This is a genomic window from Streptomyces sp. CA2R106 (assembly GCF_037034245.1).
Classification (GTDB): Bacteria; Actinomycetota; Actinomycetes; order Streptomycetales; family Streptomycetaceae; genus Actinacidiphila.
The window spans coordinates 358,994-385,967 of the sequence record NZ_JBAGKC010000002.1 but is presented as its reverse complement, the minus strand read 5'-3'; the positions used below and the strand labels follow the sequence as shown (position 1 = coordinate 385,967).

The window sequence follows — 26,974 nt, the reverse complement described above, 5'->3', positions numbered from 1 at the left end:
GGTAGGGGTTGCGTCTTATTACCGACGGGTAGCATCATTTCGGTGAAGCCTTCTTCTTGACTGCGATACGGAGCCTTGGTCATGGGCCACTACAAGCCGAACCTCCGCGACATCGAGTTCAACCTCTTCGAGGTCCTGGGCCGCGACCAGGTCTACGGCACCGGTCCGTTCGCGGAGGTGGACGTCGACACCGCGAAGGACATCCTGGGCGAGGTCGCCCGCCTCGCCGAGCACGACCTCGCGGACTCGTTCACCGACGCCGACCGCAACCCGCCCGTCTTCGACCCCGAGACCAGCACCGCGCCGGTCCCCGAGTCGTTCAAGAAGAGCTACGCGGCCTACATGGACGCGGAGTACTGGCGGCTCGGCCTGCCCGAGGAGATCGGCGGCACGGCCGCCCCCCGCTCCCTGATCTGGGCCTTCGGCGAGCTGGTGCTCGGCTCCAACCCCGCCGTGTGGATGTACGCCAGCGGCCCCGCCTTCGCCCGCATCCTCTTCGAGGAGGGCACCGAGGAGCAGAAGGCGATCGCCACCTTCGCGAGCGAGAAGCGCTGGGGCTCCACGATGGTGCTCACCGAGCCCGACGCGGGCTCCGACGTGGGTGCCGGCCGCACCAAGGCCGTCAAGCAGGAGGACGGCAGCTGGCACATCGAGGGCGTCAAGCGCTTCATCACCTCCGGTGAGCACGACCTGAGCGAGAACATCCTGCACTACGTCCTGGCCCGCCCCGAAGGCGCCGGCCCCGGCACCAAGGGCCTGTCGCTGTTCATGGTGCCGAAGTACGAGTTCGACTTCACCACCGGCGAGCTGGGCGAGCGCAACGGCGTGTACGCCACCAACGTCGAGCACAAGATGGGCCTGAAGGCGTCCAACACCTGCGAGCTCACCTTCGGCGACAAGCACCCCGCCAAGGGCTGGCTGATCGGCGACCGGCACGACGGCATCCGCCAGATGTTCCGGATCATCGAGTTCGCCCGCATGATGGTCGGCACCAAGGCGATCGCCACCCTGTCCACCGGCTACCTCAACGCGCTGGAGTACGCCAAGGAGCGCGTCCAGGGCCCGGACCTGGCCAAGTTCACCGACAAGGCCGCGCCCAAGGTCACCATCACCCACCACCCCGACGTGCGCCGCTCGCTGATGACGCAGAAGGCGTACGCGGAGGGCATGCGCGCCCTGGTGCTCTACACCGCGACCGTCCAGGACGCGATCCAGGCCGCCGAGTCCCGCGGCGAGGACGCCAAGCAGCTGCACGGGCTCAACGACCTGCTGCTGCCGATCGTCAAGGGCTACGGCTCCGAGCGGTCCTACGAGCAGCTCGCCCAGTCCCTCCAGACCTTCGGCGGCTCCGGCTACCTCCAGGAGTACCCGGTCGAGCAGTACATCCGGGACGCCAAGATCGACACCCTCTACGAGGGCACCACCGCGATCCAGGGCCAGGACTTCTTCTTCCGGAAGATCGTCCGCGACCAGGGGCAGTCGCTCACCGCGCTCAGCGAGGAGATCAAGAAGTTCCTCGCCGAGGCGCCGGGCGGCGAGGAGCTGGCCGCGGCCCGCGACCAGCTCGCGAAGTCCGCGGCCGACCTGGAGGCGATCGTCGGCACCATGCTCACCGACCTCGCGGCGACCGAGCAGGACGTCCGCTCCATCTACAAGGTCGGGCTCAACTCCACCCGGCTGCTGCTCGCCTCCGGCGATGTCGTCATCGGCTACCTGCTGCTGCGCGGCGCGGCCGTCGCCGCCGAGAAGCTGCCCGCGGCGAGCGGCAAGGACAAGCCCTTCTACACCGGCAAGGTCGCGGCGGCGAAGTTCTTCGCGGCCACCGTCCTGCCGGAGGTCGCCGCCGCGCGCACCCTGGCCGAGGCGGTCACGCTGGACGTCATGGACCTGCCCGAAGAGGCCTTCTGACCCGAAGAGGCCCTCTGACCGGTCCGGTCGGCCCCTCGTCAACGCCGCGTGCCGTCACCCCCCGGGGTGGCGGCACGCCGCCGTTGCCGCAGGCCACACCCCCACCGCGGACCGGCCTCCTACAGCGTCCGTAACTAAGCTGGCCGCCATGACCACTCAGCAGCGTCCCGCGTTCGACCGCGGGCACACCGACGACCTGGCCGCGTTCGTACGATCCGCGCCCACCCCCTACCACGCGGCCGCCTCCGTGGCCGAGCGGCTGGACGCGGCGGGCTTCACCCGGGTCGACGAGAACGAGCGGTGGGCGGACGCCGCGAGCGGTCCCGGCGGGCGGTACGTCGTACGCGGCGGCGCCGTCGTCGCCTGGTACGTGCCGGAGGGCGCCGCGCCGCACACCCCGTTCCGCGTGGTCGGCGCGCACACTGACTCGCCGAACCTGCGGGTCAAGCCGCAGCCCGACCTCGGCGCGCAGGGCTGGCGGCAGATCGCCGTGGAGATCTACGGCGGCCCGCTGCTCAACAGCTGGCTCGACCGCGACCTGGGCATCGCCGGGCGGCTGTCGCTGCGCGACGGCTCCACCCGCCTGGTGAACGTGGACCGGCCGCTGCTGCGGGTGCCGCAGCTCGCCATCCACCTCGACCGGTCCGCGAACGACTCGCTCAGCCTGGACCGGCAGCGGCACCTCCAGCCCGTGTGGGGCCTGGGCGAGGTGACCGAGGGCGACCTGATCGGCTTCCTCGCCGGGGAGGCGGGGGTCGCCGAGGCCGACGTGGCCGGCTTCGACCTCATGACGCACGACGTGCAGGCCCCGTCGTACCTGGGGCGGGACCGCGAGCTGTTCGCCGGCCCGCGGCTGGACAACCTGCTGTCCACGCACGCCGGGGCGGCCGCGCTGATCGCCGCCGCGGCCCGGCCCGACCTGGCCCATGTGCCGGTGCTGGCCGCCTTCGACCACGAGGAGACCGGCAGCCAGTCCGACACCGGCGCCGGCGGCCCGCTGCTCGGCCGGATCTTCGAACGGTCCGTGCTGGCGCGGGGCGGCGACCAGGAGGACGTGCTGCGCGCGCTGGCCGCGACGGTCTGCGCGTCCTCCGACGTCGGGCACGCGGTGCACCCCAACTACGCCGAGCGGCACGACCCGAGCCACCACCCGCGGGCCAACGGGGGGCCGATCCTCAAGACCAACGTCAACCAGCGCTACGCCACCGACGGGGTCGGCCGGGCGGCGTTCGCCGCCGCGTGCGAGCGGGCCGGGGTGCCGCTGCAGCACTTCGTCTCCAACAACACGATCCCCTGCGGGACGACGATCGGGCCGATCACCGCGGCCCGGTACGGGATCACCACGGTGGACGTCGGGGTGCCGCTGCTGTCGATGCACTCGGCGCGGGAGCTCGCCGGGGCGGACGACCCGCACCTGCTGGCCAGTGCGCTGGCGGAGTTCCTGGCGGGGTGAGGGCAGGGGCGGGGCCGTGAGGGCCGCCGGCCGCGCCCTCACGGGACGAGGATGACCTTGCCCGCGACCGTCCGGGACTCGGCCAGCTCCAGCGCCGCGGACGCCTCGGCCAGCGGGATGCGCGCGGCGATCTGCGGGGTCAGGACGCCCTCGTCCACCAGGCGCAGCACCTGCGTGAGGTCCTCGGCCAGCCGCTGCCGGAAGGCGGCCTTGCGGCGGCGGCCGGCCCAGAAGTTGTAGAAGTGCGCGCCCTTGCCGTTGGGCAGGGCGTTCCAGGCCAGGATGCGGGCGAGGAGCAGGAGCACCGGCAGCTGGGAGTTGCCCTCGTCGTCCTTGGTGGCGGCCGTGCCGTAGGAGACCAGGGTGCCGCCCTTGCGCAGCAGCGACCAGGAGCGGGTCAGGCCCGCGCCGCCGACGTGGTCGAAGACCGCGTCCACCCCGCCGGGGGCGAGTGCGCGCAGGCGCGCGTACAGGTCCGGGTCGCGGTAGTCGACCGGGGTCGCGCCCAGGGCGCGGACGGCGTCGTGGTGGCGCGGGGAGGCGGTGCCGATCACGGAGATCCCGGCGTGCCGGGCGAGTTGCACCAGGGTGGAGCCGACACCGCCGTTGGCGCCGAGGACCACTATGGTGCCGCCGGCGCGGACCTTGGCGATGCGGTGCAGCATCTGCCAGGCGGTGATGCCGTTGACGACGACCGTCTCGGCCGCGGCGGCGTCCATGCCGTCGGGGACGGGTACGAGGTCGGCCGCCTCGATGAGCTGGTGGCTGGCCCAGCTGCCGACCTTGGTGACCGCGGCGAAGCGCCGACCGACCATCCCGGCGTCCACCCCGGGCCCTGCCGCGGTGACAGTGCCGACCACGTCGTAGCCGGGGACGAAGGGGAACGCCGGCTGGTCGTAGTACTTGCCGCGGCGCATCTGCTGCTCGGCGAAGGAGACGCCGGTCGCGTCCATCCGCAGGACGACCTGGCCGGCGGCCGGCTGCGGCAGGTCCCGGGTCCTGACCTCCAGGCCGCTCGGCTCGACCGCGGCGGGCAGGACGACCTCCGTGGCGCGGACGGTAACGGTGCTGGTCATGGCGTGCTCCCTCAGGCTCGACCCGTTTTCTTACGGTTGTAAAGCTACACACGTAAGCAGACGGCTGCAAGGCACTGCGGCAGTAAGTTTTCAGGTGTAAGGTCACGGCCGTGAAAGAGACCACCCCGGCCGAGACGGCCGCACCGAAGCCCACCCGCGCCCGCAACCGCCGCGGCGAGGGAAACCGGCTGCGCGACGACATCGTCAGCGCCGCGACCGAGCTGCTGGACGAGACCGGCGACGAGCGCGCCATCACCCTGCGGTCCGTCGCCCGCCGGGTCGGCATCGCCGCACCCTCGATCTACCCGCACTTCCCGGACCAGCCGGCGATCATGCTGGCCGTCGTCCAGGGCGAGTTCGCCGAACTGGGACGCGAACTGCGCATCTGCGCGGAGCAGGCCGGCGACGACCCCCGCGACCGGCTCTTCGCGATCTGCGAGGGATACCTGCGCTACGCCCGCGAGCACCCCGAGCGCTACCGCACGATGTTCGGCGGCCTGTGGATGCCGAGCCTCGGCGACAGCTCCGTGACCGAGGCGGACCTCGCCGACCTCGGCCTGGACACCATGGAACTGCTCATCGGCGCGCTCAGCGAGTGCGTCGCCACCGGGCAGTCCACCAGCGCCGATCCGGGCGGGGACGCGATCGCGCTCTGGCTGGGCCTGCACGGCCTGGCCCACCAGCGCGCCGTCACCCGCGTCCATTTCTGGCCGCCGGACACCGGCGACCGCATCATCGCCTCACTCGCCCACCTGACCGCCACCTGAGGCCGGGGCGGGGCCCCGCCGCGCCCCGGCCCACCGGTCAGTTGATGTGGATGAAGGTCACGGTGCCGTTGACCGCGATGTTCCGCTGGTCCTTGAGGAAGTTGACCTGCACGGCGCTGCTGCCCCGGTCCACCCGGACATAGCCCGCGTTGTTGCCGGAGTTGAGGTACGAGACGTCGTAGACGGCGACGGGCAGGTCCCCGGCGTTGGCGAAGCAGAGTTCCTCACCGGAGGGCTGCTTCCACAACTGCAGGAAGTCCGACCGGTTGTCGCAGTCCGTGCGGTTGACGGCCGCGCTGGTCGGCGCCGCCACGGCGGCCGCCGCAGATCCGGCGACCATCGTCGCGGCGAACGTGACGGCGAGCGCCGCCTTGAGCGTCTTGTCGGGCTGGAATTTCATGCCGTTCCCTCGGGTCTCGTGCCTGCGAAAGGAATGCGTGCGCCCAGGCCGTGAAAAGCCCGTGCGCATGGTCATTTTAGCGAGGAAAATAAGGGACGCAATGTTTTTCCGACCCCCGTCACCCACCCCCGTCGAAAGTGGGAAAATCAAACAAACAATTCCCGCAATTGCGCCACCCGACGCGCCACCTAATACTCCACGGTGATCCGCCGCGCGGGCCCGTCCACCCGGACCTGGCCGCCGTACGGGATGACCTGCTGCGGGTCGGTGTGCCCGAGGTCGACGTCGAAGACGATCATCGTGTCGGGCGCGTACTGCCCGAACGCCCGCAGCACGGCCTCCTGTTGCCGCGCGCGGTGGGCGACGCGCTCCTCCGGCGGCAGCGGCCGGTCGAAGGACCAGCTCTTGGCGCGGCCCATCAGCAGCGCGGGGAACCGCTGGAGCAGACCGCGTTCGCCCATGTTGCGCAGGATGCGGAAGACCTCCTCGCCGGAGGGCAGTTCCTCCGACGTCTCCAGGAACAGCACGCACCCTTCGTACTCCTCGGGCGCTCTGATACCGCGGTCGGCCATCAGCAGCCAGGACAGGATCTCCAGGTTGCCGCCCCAACTCGGGCCCTGCACCACCCGGTCGGGCCGGTGCCAGGTCCAGCCGCCGGCCGGCTCCATCGCGGGCTCCGCCGTGAAGGTCGCCGGGTCCTCCCACCGCCGTCCCACGTCGGTGAACTCGGCGGCGGGCACCAGCTCGTACGGGCCCGACCCGAGCAGCGCGGCGCGCAACGACCGTTCGGTGAGCGGGTTCAGGGCGCCGGGCCGGCCGAACTCCACCATCACGCTGCCGCCGTGGTAGCCGACGATCCCCAGGTTCCACAGGTGGACCAGCAGGTTGGTGCAGTCGCTGTAGCCGAAGAACGGCTTCGGGTTCGCCCGCAGCAACTCCGTGTCCAGCAGCGGAAGGACAGTGATCTGGTCGTCCCCGCCGATGGTGCTGATCACCGCCTTGATGCCGGGGTCGGCGAACGCCGCGTGCAGGTCCGCGGCCCGCTCGGCGGGGGTCGAGCCGATCCGCCGGGTGGCGGGGTACTCCACCACCTCCAGCCCGAACTGCTCGCGCAGCCGGGTGAGGCCGAGTTCGTACGGCAGCGGCAGTACCGCCGGCAGGCCGGAGGACGGGGAGAGCACCGCGACGCGGTCGCCCGGGCGCGGTTTGGCGGGGTGGCGGAATTCCATGCCGCCATGGTCCTCGACGAGCGGGCGGTACCGCGAGCTGATTGTGCGGCAGGGGGCGGGGTAGGCGACAGCCGTTACCGCAATGTCGTCAACTCGACTGGGAGGCGGACACTGTGGGAATCGGAGGCTGCATAGTCCTCATCGCCATCGGCGGGATCATCACGTTCGCGACCGACTGGCACATGAAAGGCGTCAACGTCGACCTGGTCGGCCTGATCATGATGGCCGTGGGCATCGTCGGACTCGCCGCGTACGTGAGCATCTTCAAGCGCCGGCGCATCCCGCCCACGGCGGACGGCGACGTGCCGCCCGTCGTGGAGGAGCGCTACTACCCGTCCGAGCGGCGCTACTGAGCCGCTTCCGCCGGACCGTCGTCCCCGTCGTCCTCGCCGTCCATACCGGCCAGCACCAGGGCCAGGCGGGGCGCGCCGGCGGGGGTGAGACGGACGGGGACACCCCAGTCCTGCTGGTGGACGTGGCAGGCGGGGTAGGGGTTGGCGGGGTCGTCGTCGCAGGACGCGGCCATCGCCGAGATGTGCAGGACGCCCTCGGGAACCGCGGGGTCCAGTTCGAGGTCACGGAAGAGATCGGTCCCCTTGCCGGTGCCCGCCCTGAGCAGGCCGGGCGGGGTCGACTCGACCAGCAGGCGGGTGGCCGGGCCGTAGCGGTCGTCGAGCTTCTGGCCGGGCGGCGCGCTGAAGACCACGTCGAGCCGGAACGGGCCCGCCGCCACATCGGTGGCGGCGCGCTGCGTACGGTGCGCCTCGCCCTGCACGCGGGCCGCCTCCTCGGGCAGCCTGATCCGGGTCAGCCGGTGCGCCGCGGACTCCACGACCACCACGTCGCCGTCGACCACCGCCGCGTCCGAGGGTTCGCGCAGGTCACCCGCGAGGGTGGTCACCTCGCCGGTCGCCGGGTCGTACCGGCGCAGCGCGTTGTTGTAGGTGTCGCTGATCGCGACCGAGCCGTCCGGCAGCGCGGTGACGCCCAGCGGGTGCTGGAGCAGCGCCTGCCCGGCCGGCCCGTCGCGGTGCCCGAAGTCGAAGAGCCCGGTGCCGACCGCCGTGCGGATCACGTACCCGTCGCCGTCGGCGGCCCGTTCGGCCCAGCGCAGCGCGGACGTCTCGGAGTCGGCGATCCACAGCTTGCCGTCGGCCGCGGACAGGCCCGACGGCTGGGCGAACCAGGCGTCGCCGGCGTGCCCGTCGACCAGGCCCTCGTTGGTGGTGCCCGCCGCGACCTCGACCCGCTCAGTGGCGGGGTCGTACGTCCACAGCTGGTGGACGCCGGCCATCGCGATCCACACCCGGTCGTCGTACCAGGCCACGTCCCACGGCGAGGACAGGTCCACCTCCAGGGCGGGCCCGGAGCTGCGCGAGCCCTGCCACCACTGGCGGCCGGTGCCCGCGACCGTGGTGACCTGCCCGGTCTCGAGGTCGAGGCGGCGCAGCGCGTGGTTGACGGTGTCGGCGACGATGATCGCGCCCCCGGGCAGCAGCGCCAGGCCCTGCGGCTCGCTGAACCGCGCGGTCCGCTCGTCGCCGTCGGCCAGGCCCCGCTCGCCGGTGCCGATCCGGCGCACCACGGTCTCGCCGTCGGCCGCCAGCTCGACCAGCGCGTGCCGGGTGGAGTCCGACACCAGGTAGTGGCCGCTGCCGGGCAGCGCCAGCATCTTGCCGGGGAAGCGCAGGTCCGTCGAGACCGGCTCCGGCGGCACGTACAGTCCGTCGCCGCGGCGCAGGGTGCCCTTGGCGGCGTGCTCCTGCTCCAGCCGGTTGACCAGCTTCTCCAGCGCGTGCGCGTGTCCCTCCCCGGCGTGCTGGGCGACCACGTAGCCCTCCGGGTCGATCACGACGAGTGTCGGCCAGGCCCGTACCGCGTACTGCCGCCAGGTGGCCAGCTCCGGGTCGTCGAGGACCGGGTGGTGCACGCCGTAGCGCTCCACGGCGTCGACCACCGCCTGGTGCTCCGCCTCGTGCACGAACTTCGGCGAGTGCACGCCCACGATCACCACGGTGTCGCGGTGCCGTTCCTCCAGCTCGCGCAGCTCGTCCAGCACGTGCAGGCAGTTCACGCAGCAGAACGTCCAGAAGTCGAGGATCACGATCGATCCGCGCAGATCGGCGAGGGCGGGTTGGCGGTCTCCGGTGTTCAGCCAGCCGCCCTTGCCAACCAGCTCGGGCGCCCGGACACGTGCACGTGCAGTCATATCCCCATCAAACCGCATCGCGGCGGTGAACACATTCCCGGCCGGAGCGGGTACATGTCCCCCCATGAAATACGTGGTGCGGGAGAAGATGTTCGCGGTCGGCGACGACTACTGGGTGGAGGACGAGCACGGGCGGCGCGCGTTCTACGTGGACGGGAAGGTGCTGCGGATCAGGGACACCCTGGAGATCCAGGACGCCGAGGGCAACGAGGTGGCGGTCATCCACCAGAAGCTGCTGAGCCTGCGCGACGCGATGACGATCGAGCGCGGCGGGCAGACCCTGGTGACCGTCAAGAAGAAGCGGCTCGCCTTCCTGCGCGAGGTCTTCCGCGCGGAGCTGGCCTCCGGTGAGGAGTTGGAGATCCGCGGCGACCTCATCGACAAGGAGTACGACATCGAGTACGAGGGTGGGGGCGCCCCCGCCGAAGGCAGGGGGAGGCTCGCCCGGATCTCCCGCCGCTGGTTCAGCCTGCGGGACTCCTACGCCATCGATGTGGAGCGGGAGGACGCCGACGCGGGCATGCTGCTGGCGATCGCGGTGTGCGTGGACCACATCGTCGCCAAGGAGCACGACTCCGACTGATCGCGGGCGGCGGTTTCCGGCTGGTCACAGCCGGCGGTCGCGCAGGACCGGGAAGTCCGCCCGGGTGGCGGCCACCGAGGAGGGGTCCAGGTCCGCGGTGAGGGTCTGCGCGTCCGGGCCGGCCTCGCACAGGATCTCGCCCCAGGGGTCGACGATCATGCTGTGGCCGGCCTGCGGCACCCCCGCGTGCGTGCCGGCGGTGCCGCAGGCGAGGACGTACGCCTGGCACTCCACCGCCCGCGCCTGGGCCAGGACCCGCCAGTGGGCGAGCCGGCGGGCGGGCCAGCCGGCGGGCAGCACGACGATCTCCGTCCCGGCGTCGACCAGCAGCCGGAACAGCTCCGGGAAGCGCAGGTCGTAACAGGTCGCGAGGCCGAGTACGGCATCGGGGTGGCGCACGGTGACGACTTCCGCGCCCGGCGCCATCAGCGCGGCCTCGCCGCGGTCGAAGCCGAACCGGTGGATCTTGCGGTAGGCGCCGCGGAGCTCGCCGTCGGGCCCGAAGACGAGCGAGGTGTTGTAGAGCGGCCCGTCCGGGTCGCGCTCGACGACCGAGCCGGCGTGCAGCCACACCCCGGCGTCGCGCGCGGCCGCGCCCATCGCCTCGACGGTCGGCCCGTCCGGCACCTGCTCGGCCTCGGCCGCGAACAGGTCCGCGGCGAAGGCGCCCACGGTCCACAGTTCCGGCAGCACCACGAGATCCGCCCCGGCCTGCGCCCGTACCAGCGCCGCCACCCGGGCCCGGCGGACGGCCGGCAACTCGGCGGGGTCCACGTCGATCTGGAGAAGCGTTGCGCGCATCCGTACACCGCCCCTACGTTGGGTCGTCGAAGTCGGGCCTACCATCGTCACTCGAAAGCACTGCGTGGGCGCCCGCGCGAAGACTAACTTAGGCGCCAAACCGCCACGACCGCGCACCGACCGTCGAGGGGTCCCGTGACCGTCCACCGCAAGATCCAGCCGTACATCGACGCCTGGACCCACTCCATAGAGTCCATCAACGAACTGGTCTCGCCGCTGCCGGAAGCCGAGTGGAACCGGCCCACCGACTGCCCGTACTGGTCCGTGCGCGACGTGGTCTCCCACGTCATCGGCTTCGAGTGCGAGATCCTCGGCGACCCGCGGCCGATCCACAGCCTGCCGAGCGACCTGCGGCACATCACCAGCGACCGCGCCCGCTACACCGAGGTCCCGGTCGACATCCGCCGCCACCACACCGCGCCGGAGATGACCTCCGAACTGGAGTACACCATCATCCGCCGCTCCCGGCAGCTGCGGAACGAGTCGCGCGAGCCCGACGCCGACGTGCGCGCGATCGGCGGCGGCGAGACCACCCTCGAAGAGCTGCTGTGGTCACGGGTGTTCGACGTGTGGGTGCACGAACAGGACCTGCGCCGGGCCCTGGACAAGCCCGGCAACCTCGCCTCGGCGGCGGCGGTGCTCTCCCGCGAGTTCGTGCTGCGCGCGCTGCCGAAGGTGGTCGCGCACGACGCGGGCGCCAAGCCCGGCTCCGCGGTGGTCTTCGACGTGCACGGCCCGCTGGAGTTCATGCGCACCGTCCGGGTCAACGCCGAGGGGCGCGGCACCATCGACTCCGCGGTCTCGCTCGGCCCGGCGGTCACCTTCGTGGTCGAGTGGGAGGCGTTCCTGCGGCTGCTGACCGGCCGGGTGAAGGCGGCGGCGGTGCCCGAGGACCGGCTGAAGATCGAGGGCGACGAGGAGCTGGCGCAGGCGATCCTGGCCAGGCTCGCGGTCACCGAATAACCGGACGGGACGGCGAACTCCCCCTGAACCAGGGCGAATCGGTGGCCGAAAGTGAATTCTTGCACGCGCGGTGATGATCCAGTAACAGTCCGGCGACCAATACCTCAAGTTTCGGGCATAGGACACGAGTTCGGCGAGTAGGGTGAGGCGAACTCATCCTGTTGCCGCCCGTACGTCAGCGTGACCCGGCACGGCGGTCGGCTTCCGGTCCGGCCATGGGGTATCGCCTGATGTCAGCTCAAGGCTCACCGTTACCGTCTCAGCCGCCGCGGCGCTCCGGCGGCGGATTCCGCGCAGCCGGACGTGCCGCACCACTCCCGCTCGCCGCGGTGGTCGCCGCCGGGGCGGCCGGCGCGTGGGCGGTGCGCCGCGCCGACGCCCAGGACCGCCCGCTGGTGGCCGCGACCGCCGCGCTGGCCGCGCTGCTGCTCGGCACCGCGGTCGCGCTGGCCGCCTCCCGCCGCCGCACGGTACGCCGACTGCGCGCCGAAGCGGCCGAGTTACGGGAGGACACCGCCCGCTCCGTGGCCCTGCACGCCGAGGCCACCCGGCAGGCGGCCGCCGAACTGGAGTCGTCCCGGCGGTCGTTGCGCGACGCGGAGGCGCGGCGGCGGGCGTGGGCCGAGACCGAGGCGTCGCTGCGCGGCGCACTGCGCACCCAGACGGCACGGGCCGCCGCGCTGGAGGAGGAGGCCGTACGGCTGGCGGAGGTGACGATCCCGCTCGCCGTCGAGCAGTTGCGCGAGGGCGGCTCCACCGGCACCGTCCTGGCCGCGCTGCCGCGCCCCGAAGGGCGCACCCACCAGCGGCTGCTGGAGGTGGCGGTGCGCGAACTGGGCGCCGGGGAGCGCGCCCGGGCCGCGGGGATGGCCGCGTGCGCCAGTGCCGCCGCCCGGGTGCAGGCGCTGACCACCACCATGCTGGCCGACCTGCGCGAGATGGAGCAGCGGCACGACGAGAGCGTGCTGGACGACCTGCTGCGGCTGGACCACTACGCCGCCCAGACCGGCCGGCTCGCGGACAGCGTCGCGGTGCTCTCCGGCTCGCGCTCCGGGCGCCGCTGGACCCGGCCGATCGCGATGGAGAGCGTGCTGCGCGGCGCGATGGGCCGTATCCACGCCTACCGCCGGGTGCGGCTGCACACCACGACCGGCGCGGCCGTCGCCGGGCACGCCGCCGAGGGCGTCATGCACGTCCTGGCCGAACTCATGGACAACGCCTGCAACTTCTCGCCGCCGTCGGAGGAGGTCCACGTCTACGTCCAGGAGTCGCACTCGGGTGTCGTGGTCACCGTCGAGGACGCCGGGCTCGCGATGCCCGCGGGCGACCTCGCCCGGATCGAGGGCCTGGTCTCGGGCGACCCGGCGGAGGCCGCGGGCGACCTGCTGCCCGGCCTGTCCGGCACCCGGATCGGGCTGACCGTGGTGGGGCGGCTCGCCCGCAAGCACGGCCTGCGGATCTCCTTCCGGCCGTCCTCGCGCGGCGGCACCGGCGTGGTCGTGCTGATCCCGTCGCGGATCGTCACCCGGGCCACCGAGGCGTACGGGCCGGGCCTCGAGCCGGCCGCCGGGCCCGGACCGGGCCGCGGGTACGAGCCCGCGCCCGGGACCTCCTACGGCACCGCGGTGGCCGGCGGGCGGTACGGCGACCGGACCGGCACCGACGTCGGCGCCGGCCACGACGGCTTCCCCGAGCCCGCACGGCCCGAGGAGATCGGGCACACCGGACCGCACACCGCACCGGACGGGCGAGGCGCTCCCGCGGGCCCTGACGGCGGCGTACGGCCCGTACGGCCCCGTACCGCCGCCGGTCCGGAAGGCGGCGCCACGGGCGGCCCGGCCGACCCCGTCCACGTGCCGCTGCCGCGGCGCACCCGGGGCCGGGGCATGCCCGAGCCCGCGCCCGGGTACGACTCCTCCCCGTGGCCTACGGCGGGCCCGGCACCCGCCACGGGTGCCGACGCGGGCGCCCGGTTCGGCGCCTTCCGGGACGCGGCGACCGGGCGGGACCGGGGCAGCGCCGACAGCGAAGGGGAGGGTGACCAGTGACGACGAACGGCACCGGAGGCGCCGGAGGAGACGTCTCCTTACTGCTCGAACGGTTCGTGGCCCTGACGCCCGGCGCCCGCCACGCGCTGCTGCTGTCCGCCGACGGCCTGAAGCTGCACTGGTCGCCCGAGCTGTCCGTGGACCGCGCCGACCAGCTCGCCGCGATCGCCTCGGGCATCCAGAGCCTGGTGCACGGCGCGTCCGTCGAGTTCGGCGACGGCACCGGCGGCGTACGGCAGTCCATGACCGACTTCCACGGCGGCGCGCTGTTCATCGTCGAGGCCGGCGCGGGCGCCCATCTGGCCGTCGTCGGCGAGGAGTCGGCGGACGCCCGGGCGATCGGCCGCGGCATGAACGACATCGTCGAGGCGGCCCGCGGCCCGCAGGGCACCCTGCCGGCGGCGGGCGTACGCGGGAAGCTCCCGGCATGAGAAGCGGGCCGATACGCGGGCCGGTCGACAGCGGCGCCCCGGACCGGCTCTACACCCTCACCGGCGGGCGGAGCGGCACCGGCACCAAGGGCTTCGACCTCGCCACCGTCATCGCCGCCCGCGGCGAACCGCTCCCCGGGATGCCCTCGGAGCACGTCCGCATCCTGCGGCTGTGCCGCCGCCCCATCGCCGTGCTCGAACTCTCCTCCCGGCTGGCCCTGCCGGTCGGCGTGGTGCGCGTGCTGCTCGCCGACCTCCTCACCGGGCAGCACATCACCGCGCACGCGCCCACCACCGCGGCGGAGTTGCTGCCCCCGTCCGACATGCTGAGGAAGGTCCTCCGTGCGCTGCACAACCTCTGATCCACGGAAGACACCCGCGCCATGACGCCGCCTCAGGAGTGGGAGCCGCAGCAGCAGGAGCCCCGGGAGCGGCGCGGCCGGGCGGACGAGGTGGTGCCGCCGCGCGGGCTCGCGCCTCGGGGGCGGATGCCGCAGGTGGGCGCGGCCGCGCGGCAGCGGCTCGCGGAGATACCCGGGCCGCAGCCGGTGCCGCCGTGGGGGCCGGCCGCGACGAGCGAACGGCCGCCCGGCCCCGTACCCGCGAGCGGCCCTGTTCCCGGGCCCAGCTCCGTATCCGCGCCCACCTCCGTGTCCGGGTCCCCGCCCGGTCCCGGTTCCGCGCCGGACCACCGGCCGGTCGCCCACGTGCCGCACCCGGCGGCGCCCGCGTTCGACCACGCCGACCCGGGCGCGTACTACCGGGCGCTGCGCGAGGCGTACGGGCCGGTCGCGCCGGTGCTGCTGGACGGCGGGGTGCCCGCGTGGCTGGTGCTCGGCTACCACGAAGTCCAACTCGTCGCGGGAAACCCGGAGTTGTTCGGACGCGACCCGCGCCGCTGGCACGCCTGGGACCGGGTGCCCGCCGGGTGGCCGCTGCTGCCGCACGTGGCGCACACCCCGTCGGTCCGCTTCACCGAGGGCGCCGAGCACCAGCGGCGCGCAGGCGCGGTCGCGGACGTGCTCGGCGAGGTGGACCCGTACGAGCTGCGGCAGCGCGCCGAACGGGCCGCGGACGCCGCGGTGGACGCCTTCGCGGGCGCCGGGCGGGCGGAGTTGGTGGCGCAGTACGCCGAGCAGGTGCCGCTGCACGTCATGGCCGGGCTGTTCGGGCTGCGCCCGGACGAGACGGCGGCACTGGAACGGGACCTGGCCGGCCAGTACGGCTACGGCACCGCCGCGCCGCCCGCGCAGTGCCCGGCGCACCCGGGCGGTGCTCCGTCCGCGTCCGGGCCCGCCGCGTCCGCCGCGCGGTTGCGGACCATGCTGGAGGCGGTGCTCGCCCGGGTGCGGCGCGCTCCCGCGCCCGGCGCCGACCTGCCGTCCCGGCTGCTGGCGCACCCGGCCCGGCTCACCGACGAGGAGGTCGTGCAGGATCTGCTCACGATCATGGCGGCCGGGCGGCGGCCCACCGCCGACTGGATCGGCAACACGCTGCGACTGCTGCTGACCGACGAGCGGTTCGCGCTCACCCTGTCCGGCGGGCGGCGGAGCATCGCGCAGGCGCTGGCGGAGGTGCTGTGGAGCGATCCGCCCGTGCAGAACGTGATCGGGCGCTGGGCCACCCGCGACACCCAGCTGGGCGGGCGCGCCATACGGCGCGGCGACTGCCTCGTGCTCGGGCTCGCCGCCGCCAACGCCGATCCCCGGGTGCACCCGGCGCTGCCCGGCGGTGCCGTCGGCAACCACGCGCACCTGTCCTTCAGCCACGGCGCCCACCGCTGTCCGGCGCCCGCGCCCCAACTGGCGGAGATCGTCGCGACCACGGCCCTGGAGATCCTGCTCGACCGCATCCCGGATCTGGCGCCGGCGCTGGCCTCGGCGGAACTCCCCTGGCGCCCTTCCCTCTGGCAGCGCGGCCCCGCCGCGCTCCCGGTCACCTTCACCCCGCTGTAGGGGGCGCGGGGAACGGCGCGACAAGCCACCGTGCACCGCAAGGTCCGGCACCCGCAGGACGGGGCATCTCGGAGGGAACGCCCACCGGCAGGTGGTCCCTCAGCCGACGGAACCGGGCAACCCGGGGGGTCCCGTCGGCGCATGACTGCGGTGGACGCTCTCCACGCGGCTGGCCGCGACCCGTTCGCGTTCGAGCCGGGCGGTGCGGCGCCGCAGCCGCAGGATCTGGGTGGTGCCGAGGAGTTGGAGCACGAAGACGCTGCTCCAGGCCACGCGGTAGTCGTCGTGGGTGGCGTCCAGGAGGAGCCCGATCGCCAGGAGGGTCACCATCGACGCGGTGAACCCGCCGATGTTGACGATCCCGGAGGCGGTGCCGAACCGCTCGGGCGGGTTGGCCGGGCGGGCGAAGTCGAAGCCGATCATCGAGCCGGGCCCGCACGCGCCGAGCACCACGCACAGCACGACGAGCAGCCACAGCGGGTCGTGCCCGCCGGGCCACGCCAGCACCGCCGCCCAGGCGAGGGCGGTCGCGCCGATCACCCCGAGCGTCAGCGGCATCCGGACACCGTGGTGCCGGGCGATGAGCTGCCCGAAGAGCATGCCGAACACCATGTTCGCGACGACCACCAGCGTCAGCAGCGTGCCCGCGCTGCCCCGCGACAGCCCCTGGTCCTCGACGAGGAACGGCATCCCCCACAGCAGCAGGAACACCATCCCGGAGAACTGCGTGGTGAAGTGCGTCCACATCCCCAGCCGGGTGCCGGGCTCCCGCCAGGCGTCGGCGATCTGCCGCCGCACGTACGCGGTCCCGACGTGCTCGACGGGCGCGGGGGCGTGGCCGTCGGGGTGGTCCTGGAGCAGCAGCGCGACCAGGACCAGGACGAACGCGCCGCCGATCGCGGTGCCGAGGAAGGTCGGGGTCCAGCCGGCGGAGTGCAGCAGCCGCGAGAGCGCCACCGTGGAGACCAGGTTGCCCGCGACGCCGAAGAGCGCGGCGCCCTGCGCCACCATCGGCCCGCGCCGGGCGGGGAACCAGCGCGAGCCCAGCCGCAGCACGCTCACGAACGTCATCGCGTCGCCGCAGCCGAGCACCGCGCGGGCGGCGAGCGCGGTGCCGTAGGAGTGGGAGAGCGCGAACGCGCCCTGCCCGGCGGTGAAGAGGACCGCGCCGAGCATCAGCACCTTCTTCGTGCCGAGCGAGTCCACCATCAGGCCGACGGGTATCTGCATGCCCGCGTAGACGAGCACCTGGAGGATGGAGAACGACGACAGTTCGGAGGCGCCGATGTGGAAGCGGGCGGCGGCGTCGATCCCGGCGACGCCGAGGCTGGTGCGGTGGACGACGGCGACGAGGTAGACGAGGGTGCCCACTCCCCACACGAGGGCGGCCCGGCGGCCGCCCGGTGGGTCCCCCGGCAGCGGCTTCGCGGTCACGACTCGCCCCGGGCCAGCGTGTTGACCCAGGACACGTGCCTGTCGACGACTATCGCCGCGGTCCGCTCGTCGCCGTCCCGCAGCGCCTGGAGGATCTCGGTGTGCTCGACGATGTTCTTCGCCACCCGGCTCGGCTCGGCGTGCATCGTGGCGACCCCCATCCGCAACTGGCGGTCCCGCAGCTGGTCGTAGAGGTGCGCGAGGATGCGGTTGCCCGCCGCGCGGACGATCTCCGCGTGGAAGGTGCGGTCCGCGACGGCGAAGGCGGCCAGGTCGCCGGCGGCGGCGTGCGCGCGCTGCTCGGCGAGCGAGTCCTCCAACTGGCCGATCAGCCCGGCGGGTACGGCCGGCACCACCTTGGCGACCGCGTGCTGCTCGACCAGCAGCCGGGTCTCGACCACGTCGGCGATCTCCTGCGCGGAGACCGGCAGGACCAGCGCGCCCTTCTTCGGATACAGCTTGAGCAGGCCCTCGGCCTCCAGCCGCAGCAGGGCCTCCCGCACCGGGGTGCGCGAGACCCCGACCGCCTCGGCGAGGTCGCCCTCGGTCAGCAGCGTCCCGCCCTCGTAAGAGCGGTCCAGCACCCCGCTCTTCACATGGAGGTAGACCCGCTCGGCGGCGGGCGGCGACTTCGTATCCATAATGCGCACATCATAGATACAACACACAAGCAGACGATAGCCCTTTAGGCGGCAGGCATACGTCGCGCCGGGGCCGGGGATGTCCCCCGACCCCGGCTCATTGCCGTGCGCTCAGCGGTTGACGGTCTGGATCTCCTCCACCGTCACCGGCTGCTCAGACTGCGACATCCCGTCGGGCAGCGCGGTCCCCGCGGGCTGCACGTCGGCGGTCGGCGTCCACCACACCTTCCACGTCATGGCCGCGGTGAACGTGTAGTTCCCCGAACTGGCCTTGGTGTACGTGACGTTGCAGGACGCGCCGGAGGTGTCCAGCGACGCGCCCGTACCCGACTGGCTGAACCGGTAGTCGCAGCTCTGCGGGCTCGCGTACTGCGTGCCCGCCTCCACGTGCAGGCTGTACGGCTGCGCCACCACCGTGGCCGCGACCGCGTCGCCGTTCGGCTCGGTCAGCTGCGCGGTCACCGACACCTGGGCGTCGGTCTCCTTGAAGTCCACGTACGTCGGCAGGTTCACCTTCTGGTTGCCCGGCTGCGGGCTCAGCTTGACGCCCTTGGTGGGCAGCTTCAACTGGCCGTACGCCGCCTTGGCCAGCACCTCCGGGGATATCGCGCCCTGGGGCGGGTCCGCCGGCGGCTCCCACATCCACCCAGTGCTGTACGGGCAGGTCGCGCCCGGCTCGTTGAGCGCGTTGTCGTCCCAGGTCAGCACCCACCAACTACCGTCGTCGCCCTTGTGGTACTTGATGTCGTTCATGTCCGACTGGACTTCGTTGTAGTACGTGTAGACGGTACCCGCGCCCTCCTGGCCGGCCGCGATGTACCGACGGTCGATCTCGTCCTTGAACTCGTCCGGCGTGAAACTCGTGTACCAGCACACCGGCGGCGAGAAGTTCGCGTCCGACGAGGTCACCGGCGTCGAGCCGTCCCCCTCCCCGTTCCCGCGGTGCGTATAACTCACGTGCACCTGGTACGAGGTGCCGCCACCGGAGGCAGTGCTTTGACCCGTACCGGTCGAATCTCCGTTGCCCCTGGTGTTGTCGGCGAAGGATTCGACGTTCCCTGCCCCCAGAGCAAGGGCACACACCAGCGCGACCACGACAGCGCGCCCCGTCCGGGCCGTCATGAGATCTGGCACTGCTTCGCCCCGTGCTGCCAGGTGTGGTCGTAAGCCACCCATTCACCGTTGGTCTTGGTCATGCTCAGCGTCCACAGGTTGAAGTCGTTCAGCGACGGGGTTGTCACGTTGACCTTGCCCGTCTTGGCGTCCTTGCTGTACCCCTTCCGCTGGTCCTCGCAGTACTGGACCGCCAGGTTCCCGGTCGAGAGGGTCTTCACCACCGGCTTGTAGTAGTTGTAGGTCCCCGTGATGACGCTGCCGTCCTTGTTCTGCGCGATGATCGAGTCAGCGAACTCCGCGCCGTGTTCGTCCGTCCAGAACCGCTTGAAGTTCGCCGGTTCCTTCGTGTAGTCCTTCGCCTCGAACTCGATGACCGCGAGGGCCGCGTACGTGGCGTCCTTAAGTGCGGCCTTCTTAGTCGGGTCGCTGCTGTCGAAGCCGTCGAAGTTCACCTTGATGTCCGACGGGATGGCGAACTTCGGCGCGTCCGGGCCTGCCGCCTGGGTCGGGGACGCGGTGGTCGCCGTCGCCGAGGCGCTGCCCGTCGGGCTGTCCGACGAACTGATCTTGTCCGAGCTGTTGGAGCCACCGCCACAAGCAGCCAGCAGGAGCGCGGCCGCAGCCGCAGTGACCGCGGCGACGGGCAGGGAAGAGCGGGTCACGATGACATCCCCCGTGAGATACCTGTACGTAAACAGAGTTGGCACCTCGACGCTACCGGCGCCACCCCAGCGACCGGAAGCGCCCCTCCCACAACTGTGACCCGCCCGGCACAACCCCTTGCCCGTCTTGGCGATCCCTCCCTCGGCGGTGCCGGCTCAGCGCGGAGACGCAGACGAGGGTGACGGCAGCGCCACGGATCTACCGACGTACCGTCAGGCGATCTGGCACTGCTTCGCTCCGTTCTGCCACGTATGGTCGTATGCCTGCCATTCTCCTGTGGAACTCTTGGTCATGGTCAGCGTCCACAGGTTGAAGTCCTCCAAGGACGGCGTGGTCACGTCGACCTTGCCCGTCTTGGCGTCCTTGCTGTACGCCTTCCGCTGGTCCTCGCAGTACTGGACCGCCAGGTTCCCGGTCGAGAGGGTCTTCACCACCGGCTTGTAGTAGTTGAAGGTCCCGGTGACGACACTGCCGTCCTTGCCTTGCGCGATCAGCGAATCGGCGAACTCCGCACCGTGCTCGCCGGTCCAGAACCGTTTGAAGAACGCCGGTTCCTTGGTGTAGACCCTCGCCGTGAACTCGACCACGGCCGTCGCCGCGTAGGTGGCGTCCTTGAGTGCGGCCTTCTTCGTCGGGTCGCTGCTGTCGAACCCGTCGAAGTTCACCTTGATGTCCGACGGAAGGTCGAACTTCGGCGCTGTCGGGCCCGCCGCCTGGGTCGGGGACGCGGCGGTGACCGTCGCCGAGGCACTGCCCGTCGGGCTGTCCGACGAGCTGGCCTTGGTCGAGCTGGTGGAGCCGCCGCCGCAGGCGGCCAGCAGGAGCGCGGCCGCGGCCGCGGTGACCGCGGCGACGGGCAGCGAAGAGCGGGTCACGATGACATCCCCCCGTGAGACGTCTCTATGTCAAGAGAGTTGGCACGCTACCAGCGGTCGGGGGTGGATACGTCGTCCAGGGTGTTCATCAGGACGGCGAAGGAGACGAGCAGGATGATCAGGGTGAGGCCGACGATGAGGGGGAGGACGAAGGCGGAGGAGGAGACGCCGGCGGTGGAGGTGGTGCCGTCGGTGGTGGCCGTGACGGCCTCCATACCGGTGTAGTGCATCGCGCTGATCGCGAACGCCATGACCAGCGCCGCACCGGTGATGGCCACGCGGCCGCGCACCCGCAGGGTCGCCCACAGCGCGGCGGTCGCCGCCACGACGGCGATGACGACCGAGAGGGCCACCACGGCGGGGTCGTAGGAGAGCGAACCGGGCAGCCGGATCGCGCGCATGCCCAGGTAGTGCATACCGGCGACGCCGAGCCCGGCCAGGACGCCGCCGCCGAGCAGGTGGTGCCAGGCGTCGCGGCGGCCGGCGACGTGCATGCCGACGCCGACGACGACCACCGCCAGCAGCCAGCTCAGCGCGGTGAGGGCGACCTCGTAGCGCAGGTCGGCGCCGTCCACCTCGTACCCGAGCATCGCCACGAAGTGCATGCCCCATATCCCGCTGCCCAGTGAAACCGCGCCGGCCGCCAACCAGCCTTTCCCACGGCCCGGTCCGACCACCCGGAGCCGGCCGGCACACGAAAGCCCCAGCACCGAGCCGATGAAAGCGATCAGATACGCGGTGGCCGGATACCACGAACTGGACCAGAGTTGCGCGTGGTGCGTCATGGCGCACGCCCTCCCAAGGAATTCCCCGCCGCACATGGCTCCGGCACCGTCCCGGCCGGCTCACCACGGGCGTTCAATGGGAGATTTCTATCACCGCGATGGCCGAAAAAAGCCCCCGGAAAGGAAAAGAGGACGTGACGTCGATCCTGTCCGCGGGCGAACTCGAACCGGTGATCTTGAAGGGCGGGTTGCGCGGGAAACACGGAGACGCGTGGGAATTGCGAGGCGTTTTCGCGGCGGCGTTTCTTTACGGGTGGATGGTGCCGACGAGGGAGGCGGTGGACACGAGGGTGGACTGGATCGTGGGGGCGAGGCTGGAGGAGGCGAGGCAGAAGCCGAGGAGGGTGCAGGTGATGGCATGGCTCGGCTTGAGCGAGCGGTTGTGCATCTGCATTCCGGCCAGAAGCAGGAGCAGCAGGACGACGGAGACAGAGACGACCATACGGTCGATGGCAGCACAAAAGGTGCGGAAAGTGGGGGCGACACGCACGTGCGGCGGGCCGGGGCGTCCACACGCCCGGGCCCGCCGCACGAAAGGGTGTTCAGCCGGCGCCCACCGGCCGGGCGACCGCTACGACCAGGTGATCAGCCGCTTGGGCTGTTCGAGGACCGCCGCGATGTCCCCGAGCACCTTCGACCCCAGCTCGCCGTCGACCAGCCGGTGGTCGAAGGAGAGCGCCAGGGTGGTGACGTGCCGCGCCTTCACCTTGCCCTTGTGCACCCAGGGTTGGAGCTTGACCGCCCCGAACGCGAGGATCGCGGACTCCCCCGGGTTGAGGATCGGGGTGCCGGTGTCGACGCCGAAGACACCGACGTTGGTGATGGTGACGGTGCCGCCCTGCATCGCGGCGGGCGAGGTCTTCCCCTCGCGCGCCGTGCTGACCAACTCGCCCAGCGCGGAAGCCAGTTCCGGCAGCGTCTTGTCGTGGGCGTCCTTGATGTTCGGCACCACCAGACCGCGCGGGGTGGCCGCGGCGATGCCCAGGTTCACATAGGACTTCCGGACGATCTCCTGGTTCGCCTCGTCCCAGGCGGAGTTGATCTCCGGGTTGCGGCGGATCGCCACCAGCAGCGCCTTGGCGACCAGCAGCAGCGGGCTGACCTTGAGGCCCGCGAACGCCGGATCGGCCTTCAACTCCTGCACCAGCTTCATCGTCTTCGTGATGTCGAAGGTCACGAACTCGGTGACGTGGGGCGCGGTGAAGGCGCTGGCGACCATCGCCTGGGCGGTGGCCTTGCGGACGCCCTTGATCGGCACCCGGGTCTCGCGGGCGCCGGAGGAGGCGATGCCGAAGGCCGCAGCGGCCTCTCCGGTGTCGGCGGTCTCCGGCAGCGGCAGCCGGGCCGGCGGCGCGGCGGCGGCCCGGATGTCCTCGCGGGTCACCTCGCCGTGCGCCCCGGTGGGCTCCACCATGGCCAGGTCGACGCCCAGTTCCTTGGCGAGCTTGCGCACCGGCGGCTTGGCGAGCGGCCGCTGCGCGCCGGGCACCGGCCCCGCCGCGGAGGGCGCGGCGGCTGGAGAGGGGGCAGGGGCGGATGCGGGCGCGGGCGCCGCCTGCCCGTTGAGCTGCTGCGCGCCCGCCTGCTGCTTGCGCGGCCGCCGGGTCGTCGACGACGGCGCGACCCCGTAGCCGACCAGCACCGCCTTGCGTTCCACCGCCGGCTCCGGCGCGGCCTCGCCCGGGGCCTCGGCGGCGGCCGGTGCCGCCTCGCCCCCGTCCGTCACGGCGCCCCCGGCATCCCCCGCGCCGTCAGCACCATCCGCGCCGTCGGCGCCGTCGGCACCGCCCGCGTCCACCACGATGATCGGCGTGCCCACGTCCACCGTGGTGCCCTCGTCGAAGCGGATCTCGCTGACCACCCCGTCGAACGGGATCGGCAGCTCCACCGCCGCCTTCGCCGTCTCGACCTCGCAGATCACCTGCCCGTCGGTGACCGCGTCCCCGACGCCCACGTACCACTTGAGGATCTCCGCCTCGGTCAGGCCCTCGCCGACGTCCGGCATCCTGAACTCGCGAAAGCGCTGCGCCTGTACGGCCATGATCGTCACAACCCTCTCCTCAGTACGCCAGCACGCGGTCGACGGCGTCGAGTACGCGGTCAAGACCGGGCAGGTACTCGTCTTCCAGCCTGGCCGGCGGGTACGGCGCGTGGAAACCGCCCACCCGCAGCACCGGCGCCTCCATGGCGTAGAAGCAGCGCTCGGTGATCCGGGCCGCGATCTCCGCGCCGGAGCCGAAGAAGACCGGCGCCTCGTGCACCACGACCAGCCGGCCGGTCTTCTCCACCGACGCCTGCACGGTGTCGAAGTCGATCGGCGAGATCGAGCGCAGGTCCACCACTTCCACGCTGCGGCCCTCGTTCGCCGCCGCGGCCGCCGCCTCCAGGCACACCTTCACCATCGGCCCGTACGCCACCAGGGTGACGTCGGTGCCCTCCTGGGCCACCGCGGCCTTGTGCAGCCCGGCGGGCACGGCCGAGACGGCCACCTCGCCCTTGTCCCAGTAGCGGCGCTTGGGCTCGAAGAAGATCACCGGGTCGTCGCACTCGATGGCCTGCCGCATCATCCAGTACGCGTCCGACGCGTTGGACGGCGAGACCACCTTCAGCCCGGCGATGTGCGCGAAGAGCGTCTCCGGGGACTCGCTGTGGTGCTCGACCGCGCCGATGCCGCCGCCGTACGGGATGCGGATGACGATCGGCAGCTTGATCTTGCCGAGCGCCCGGGCGTGCATCTTCGCCAGCTGCGTGACGATCTGGTCGTACGCCGGGAAGACGAACCCGTCGAACTGGATCTCCACCACCGGGCGGTAGCCGCGCAGCGCCAGGCCGATCGCGGTGCCCACGATGCCGGACTCGGCGAGCGGGGTGTCGATCACCCGGCCCTCGCCGAAGTCCTTGAACAGGCCGTCGGTGATCCGGAAGACGCCGCCGAGCCGGCCGACGTCCTCCCCCATCACCAGGACCTTCGGGTCGTTCTCCAGTGACGTGCGCAGCGACTCGTTGAGCGCCTTCGCGATGGCCATCTGCGTCATGTCAGTGCCCCTTTCCGGCGCTGCCGGCGCCGTGGCCCGCTGCGGGGGCGTCCTCGAAGGAGTCCAGGTACTCGGCGAACCGCGCGCGCTCCTCGTCCACCAGCGCGTGCCCGTCGGCGTAGATGTGCTCGAAGACCGCCATCTTGTCGGGGTCGGGCATGCCGCGCACCCCGTCCCTGACCCGCTTGGCCAGGACGTCGCTCTCGGCCTCGACGCTCGCGTAGAACTCCTCGTCGGCCAGGTCCTGCTTGTCGAGGTAGGTGCGCAGCCGGGCGATCGGGTCCTTCGACGCCCACTCCTCGCGCTCCTCGTCGGCGCGGTAGCGCGTCGGGTCGTCGGTGGTGGTGTGGGCGCCCATCCGGTAGGTGAACGCCTCGACGAGCATCGGGCCCTGCCCGCTGCGGGCGTGGTCCAAGGCGGCCCGGGTCACCGCGAGCACCGCGAGCACGTCGTTGCCGTCCACCCGGACGCCCGGGAAGCCGAATCCGGCCGCGCGCTGGTAGATCGGCACGCGGGACTGCTTCTCGGTCGGCTCGGAGATCGCCCACTGGTTGTTCTGGCAGAAGAACACCACCGGCGCGTTGTAGACCGCCGCGAAGGTGAAGGCCTCGGCCACGTCGCCCTGGCTGGAGGCGCCGTCGCCGAAGTACGCGATCACCCCGGCGTCCGCGCCGTCCTTGGCGACGCCCATCGCGTAGCCGGTCGCGTGCAGCACCTGCGAGCCGATGACGATGGTGTACAGGTGGAAGTTGTTCTCGTTCGGGTCCCACCCGCCGTGGTTGACCCCGCGGAACATGCCCAGCAGGTTCAGCGGGTCCACGTCCCGGGTCCAGGCGACACCGTGCTCGCGGTAGGTCGGGAAGATGTAGTCGTCGGGGCGGGTGGCCCGGCCGGAGCCGATCTGGGCGGCCTCCTGGCCGAGCAGCGACGCCCACAGCCCCAGCTCGCCCTGCCGCTGCAAGGTGATCGCCTCGGCGTCGAACCGCCGGGTCAGCACCATGTCCCGGTACAGGCCACGCAGCTCGTCCGGGGTCAGGTCGATGGAGTACGCGTCGTGCTCGACGCGTTCGCCTTCCGGGGTCAGTAGTTGTACGAGCTCGGGCTCGCCCCCACGGCGCTTCGCGCGGCCGCGGCTACTGCTCCGCGCGGCGGTGCTCTTCACGCTCACGTTCGCTCCTCCGTCTGTCCGGCCCCCGGGATCTGCCGGAGAACCAGTGCGGCTGACCAGGTCCGGCGGGACGCACGGGGTATGTGCGGCATGACCGGGCCAGGCGTGACAACGCCCCGGCGAATGGCCTGCAAAGCAGACGTTACCTATATCCGGAAGCCTTCGCGTACACCGAGGGCACACTTTCTGACCTGCGGTTTTGCTTGGATTTCCTAGTAGTCCGCGTTACCGCAGGCCATGACCGGGACACCGGCACCGTATCCCGATCGGGAAAACTCCGTAAGGGGTGAACGGCACGGAGCGCCGTCAGGTTCCGGCCACCGGCGCGAACGCGACCAGCCGGACATAGCAGACGCAAGGCCACCGCCGCCACTCGCACCGGCCGGAGCCGCCAGTTGATCTACGCTGAGCCGCGTGATGGGCACGGCACAGCGGCCGCCCGCACTGACCGCCCTGTTACGCCGCTACGACCGTGCGGCAACCCTGCTGACCTGCGAACGCGTTCCGCGCGGGTTACTCAACCGGGGCTGGCGGATCACGACGAACAGCGGCCGCTTCTTTCTGAAACAGTACGTCGCCGCGGACACCGCGGCCCCCGCGGTGATCGCCCGGCAGCACCACGCGACGCGCAGGCTCGTCCGGATCGGACTGCCCGCGGCCGCGCCGCTGCACGACCGGGACGGCGCCACCGTCACGGTGGTCGACGGCCACGGCTACGCGCTCTTCCCGTGGGTCGAGGGCCGCCACCGCGAGGGCACCGAACTCTCCGCCTGCCAGTCCCGCCGGCTCGGCGCGCTGCTCGGCATGGTGCACACCGGGCTGGCCGACACCCAGCCGCCGCCCCCGGCCGGGCCGCACCCCAGCGCCGACCCCGACCGTACCCACGAGCAGATCGACCAGCTGCTGGCGCTGGTGCGCGGGCACCGCCCGTACGACGCGTTCGACGCGCTCGCCGAGCACCGGCTGCTCGAACGCCGCGAGTTGCTGCGCCGCTACGCGCACCGGCGGCCGCCGGACGCCGACGGCACGGTCAGCGGCTGGGTGCACGGCGACTTCCACCCGCTCAACGTGCTCTACCGCGGCGAGGAGCCCGCCGCGATCATCGACTGGGACCGGCTCGGCGTCCACCCGCGCGCCGAGGAGGCGGTGCGGGCGGCCGTCATCTTCTTCGTGCACCCCGCCGACGGGCGGCTCGACCTGGCGAAGATCCGCGGGTACGCCCGGGCGTACCGGCGGGCGGCCGGGATCGCCGCGGCCGAACTGGCCGCGGCGGTGCACCGCGTGTGGTGGGAGCGGCTCAACGACTTCTGGATGCTGAACTGGCGCTACCAGCACCGCGACCGCCGCTCCGATCCCCTCTTCCCGGCGGCGTCCGCGCTGGCGGTGTGGTGGACGGAGGAGTACGCCCGCGTGTGCGAGGCGTTCACGGGGTGA

The 26,974-nt window shown here is 72.1% G+C and carries 26 protein-coding genes; 11 read left to right on the top strand and 15 right to left on the bottom strand.

The window, feature by feature from the left end:
- The first annotated feature begins 81 nt into the window (after window positions 1-81).
- A complete protein-coding gene (locus WA788_RS04860; RefSeq protein ID WP_335971967.1) occupies window positions 82-1,908 on the top strand; it encodes an acyl-CoA dehydrogenase in 1,827 nt (608 codons plus the stop codon).
- A 148-nt stretch (window positions 1,909-2,056) separates the two neighbouring features.
- On the top strand, window positions 2,057-3,361 hold the full coding sequence (locus WA788_RS04855; RefSeq protein ID WP_335971965.1) for a M18 family aminopeptidase: 1,305 nt from the start codon (window positions 2,057-2,059) through the stop codon (window positions 3,359-3,361).
- A 38-nt stretch (window positions 3,362-3,399) separates the two neighbouring features.
- Here WA788_RS04855 and WA788_RS04850 read toward each other — a convergent pair whose 3' ends face one another.
- The gene (locus WA788_RS04850) at window positions 3,400-4,437 is read right to left on the bottom strand and encodes a medium chain dehydrogenase/reductase family protein (protein ID WP_335971964.1); all 1,038 of its coding nucleotides are present in this window, start codon (window positions 4,435-4,437) and stop codon (window positions 3,400-3,402) included.
- Between the two features lie 110 nt (window positions 4,438-4,547).
- Between WA788_RS04850 and WA788_RS04845 the strand changes: the two genes are divergently transcribed.
- Window positions 4,548-5,204, top strand: a complete 657-nt coding sequence (locus WA788_RS04845) for a TetR/AcrR family transcriptional regulator (RefSeq protein ID WP_335971962.1) — start codon at window positions 4,548-4,550, stop codon at window positions 5,202-5,204.
- A 37-nt stretch (window positions 5,205-5,241) separates the two neighbouring features.
- Here the strand turns inward: WA788_RS04845 and WA788_RS04840 are convergent, their stop codons facing one another.
- Together WA788_RS04840 and WA788_RS04835 are read right to left on the bottom strand one after the other, a co-directional pair.
- A complete protein-coding gene (locus tag WA788_RS04840; RefSeq protein WP_335971961.1) occupies window positions 5,242-5,604 on the bottom strand; it encodes a beta/gamma crystallin domain-containing protein in 363 nt (120 codons plus the stop codon).
- 188 nt (window positions 5,605-5,792) lie between these two features.
- Window positions 5,793-6,833: a S66 family peptidase gene (locus tag WA788_RS04835; RefSeq protein WP_335971959.1), complete on the bottom strand. Its 1,041-nt coding sequence runs from the start codon at window positions 6,831-6,833 to the stop codon at window positions 5,793-5,795.
- Window positions 6,834-6,946: 113 nt separating this feature from the next.
- Between WA788_RS04835 and WA788_RS04830 the strand changes: the two genes are divergently transcribed.
- The gene (locus tag WA788_RS04830) at window positions 6,947-7,186 is read left to right on the top strand and encodes a hypothetical protein (protein ID WP_335971956.1); all 240 of its coding nucleotides are present in this window, start codon (window positions 6,947-6,949) and stop codon (window positions 7,184-7,186) included.
- On the opposite strand, the gene WA788_RS04825 is transcribed toward WA788_RS04830, so the two are convergent.
- Window positions 7,180-9,042, bottom strand: a complete 1,863-nt coding sequence (locus WA788_RS04825; protein ID WP_335971954.1) for an NHL domain-containing thioredoxin family protein — start codon at window positions 9,040-9,042, stop codon at window positions 7,180-7,182. The two genes, WA788_RS04830 and WA788_RS04825, sit on opposite strands and share 7 nt — an antisense overlap.
- Window positions 9,043-9,106: 64 nt before the next feature.
- Between WA788_RS04825 and WA788_RS04820 the strand changes: the two genes are divergently transcribed.
- Window positions 9,107-9,625: an LURP-one-related/scramblase family protein gene (locus tag WA788_RS04820; protein WP_335971952.1), complete on the top strand. Its 519-nt coding sequence runs from the start codon at window positions 9,107-9,109 to the stop codon at window positions 9,623-9,625.
- Between the two features lie 24 nt (window positions 9,626-9,649).
- Here WA788_RS04820 and WA788_RS04815 read toward each other — a convergent pair whose 3' ends face one another.
- Entirely contained in the window at window positions 9,650-10,426 is a 777-nt protein-coding gene (locus tag WA788_RS04815; protein ID WP_335971950.1) for a carbon-nitrogen family hydrolase, read from the bottom strand.
- A 135-nt stretch (window positions 10,427-10,561) separates the two neighbouring features.
- Between WA788_RS04815 and WA788_RS04810 the strand changes: the two genes are divergently transcribed.
- The 5 genes from WA788_RS04810 to WA788_RS04790 all read left to right on the top strand — a co-directional run bounded on the left by WA788_RS04810 (window position 10,562) and on the right by WA788_RS04790 (window position 15,823).
- On the top strand, window positions 10,562-11,389 hold the full coding sequence (locus WA788_RS04810; protein WP_335971948.1) for a maleylpyruvate isomerase family mycothiol-dependent enzyme: 828 nt from the start codon (window positions 10,562-10,564) through the stop codon (window positions 11,387-11,389).
- 329 nt (window positions 11,390-11,718) lie between these two features.
- Window positions 11,719-13,437, top strand: coding sequence for a sensor histidine kinase (locus WA788_RS04805; RefSeq protein WP_335971946.1), 1,719 nt, complete (start codon window positions 11,719-11,721; stop codon window positions 13,435-13,437).
- A complete protein-coding gene (locus WA788_RS04800) occupies window positions 13,434-13,868 on the top strand; it encodes a roadblock/LC7 domain-containing protein (RefSeq protein WP_335971944.1) in 435 nt (144 codons plus the stop codon). Before WA788_RS04805 ends, WA788_RS04800 begins: the two co-directional genes overlap by 4 nt.
- Window positions 13,865-14,230 (top strand): DUF742 domain-containing protein, encoded by a 366-nt coding sequence (locus tag WA788_RS04795; protein ID WP_335971942.1) that lies wholly within the window; start codon window positions 13,865-13,867, stop codon window positions 14,228-14,230. The genes WA788_RS04800 and WA788_RS04795 overlap by 4 nt, the downstream gene beginning before the upstream one ends.
- Before the next feature lie 21 nt (window positions 14,231-14,251).
- Window positions 14,252-15,823, top strand: a complete 1,572-nt coding sequence (locus WA788_RS04790) for a cytochrome P450 (RefSeq protein WP_335971940.1) — start codon at window positions 14,252-14,254, stop codon at window positions 15,821-15,823.
- Between the two features lie 99 nt (window positions 15,824-15,922).
- On the opposite strand, the gene WA788_RS04785 is transcribed toward WA788_RS04790, so the two are convergent.
- The 10 genes from WA788_RS04785 to pdhA all read right to left on the bottom strand — a co-directional run bounded on the left by WA788_RS04785 (window position 15,923) and on the right by pdhA (window position 25,540).
- Complete coding sequence (locus WA788_RS04785) at window positions 15,923-17,257, bottom strand: MFS transporter (protein ID WP_335971939.1); 1,335 nt, start codon at window positions 17,255-17,257, stop codon at window positions 15,923-15,925.
- Window positions 17,254-17,898, bottom strand: a complete 645-nt coding sequence (locus WA788_RS04780) for a GntR family transcriptional regulator (RefSeq protein ID WP_335971937.1) — start codon at window positions 17,896-17,898, stop codon at window positions 17,254-17,256. The genes WA788_RS04785 and WA788_RS04780 overlap by 4 nt, the downstream gene beginning before the upstream one ends.
- Before the next feature lie 111 nt (window positions 17,899-18,009).
- Window positions 18,010-18,855 (bottom strand): hypothetical protein, encoded by an 846-nt coding sequence (locus WA788_RS04775; protein WP_335971935.1) that lies wholly within the window; start codon window positions 18,853-18,855, stop codon window positions 18,010-18,012.
- Window positions 18,856-19,016: 161 nt separating this feature from the next.
- Window positions 19,017-19,676 (bottom strand): hypothetical protein, encoded by a 660-nt coding sequence (locus tag WA788_RS04770; protein ID WP_335971932.1) that lies wholly within the window; start codon window positions 19,674-19,676, stop codon window positions 19,017-19,019.
- Window positions 19,677-19,889: 213 nt separating this feature from the next.
- The gene (locus WA788_RS04765; protein ID WP_335971930.1) at window positions 19,890-20,552 is read right to left on the bottom strand and encodes a hypothetical protein; all 663 of its coding nucleotides are present in this window, start codon (window positions 20,550-20,552) and stop codon (window positions 19,890-19,892) included.
- Between the two features lie 47 nt (window positions 20,553-20,599).
- The gene (locus tag WA788_RS04760; RefSeq protein WP_335971928.1) at window positions 20,600-21,337 is read right to left on the bottom strand and encodes an MHYT domain-containing protein; all 738 of its coding nucleotides are present in this window, start codon (window positions 21,335-21,337) and stop codon (window positions 20,600-20,602) included.
- Between the two features lie 247 nt (window positions 21,338-21,584).
- Entirely contained in the window at window positions 21,585-21,779 is a 195-nt protein-coding gene (locus WA788_RS04755; protein WP_335971925.1) for a hypothetical protein, read from the bottom strand.
- A 129-nt stretch (window positions 21,780-21,908) separates the two neighbouring features.
- Window positions 21,909-23,378 (bottom strand): dihydrolipoamide acetyltransferase family protein, encoded by a 1,470-nt coding sequence (locus tag WA788_RS04750; protein ID WP_335972230.1) that lies wholly within the window; start codon window positions 23,376-23,378, stop codon window positions 21,909-21,911.
- Between the two features lie 19 nt (window positions 23,379-23,397).
- Entirely contained in the window at window positions 23,398-24,372 is a 975-nt protein-coding gene (locus tag WA788_RS04745; protein ID WP_335971923.1) for an alpha-ketoacid dehydrogenase subunit beta, read from the bottom strand.
- A gap of 1 nt (window position 24,373) precedes the next feature.
- Window positions 24,374-25,540, bottom strand: a complete 1,167-nt coding sequence (gene pdhA, locus WA788_RS04740; RefSeq protein ID WP_435172524.1) for a pyruvate dehydrogenase (acetyl-transferring) E1 component subunit alpha — start codon at window positions 25,538-25,540, stop codon at window positions 24,374-24,376.
- Between the two features lie 417 nt (window positions 25,541-25,957).
- Between pdhA and WA788_RS04735 the strand changes: the two genes are divergently transcribed.
- Window positions 25,958-26,974: a phosphotransferase gene (locus tag WA788_RS04735; protein WP_335972228.1), complete on the top strand. Its 1,017-nt coding sequence runs from the start codon at window positions 25,958-25,960 to the stop codon at window positions 26,972-26,974.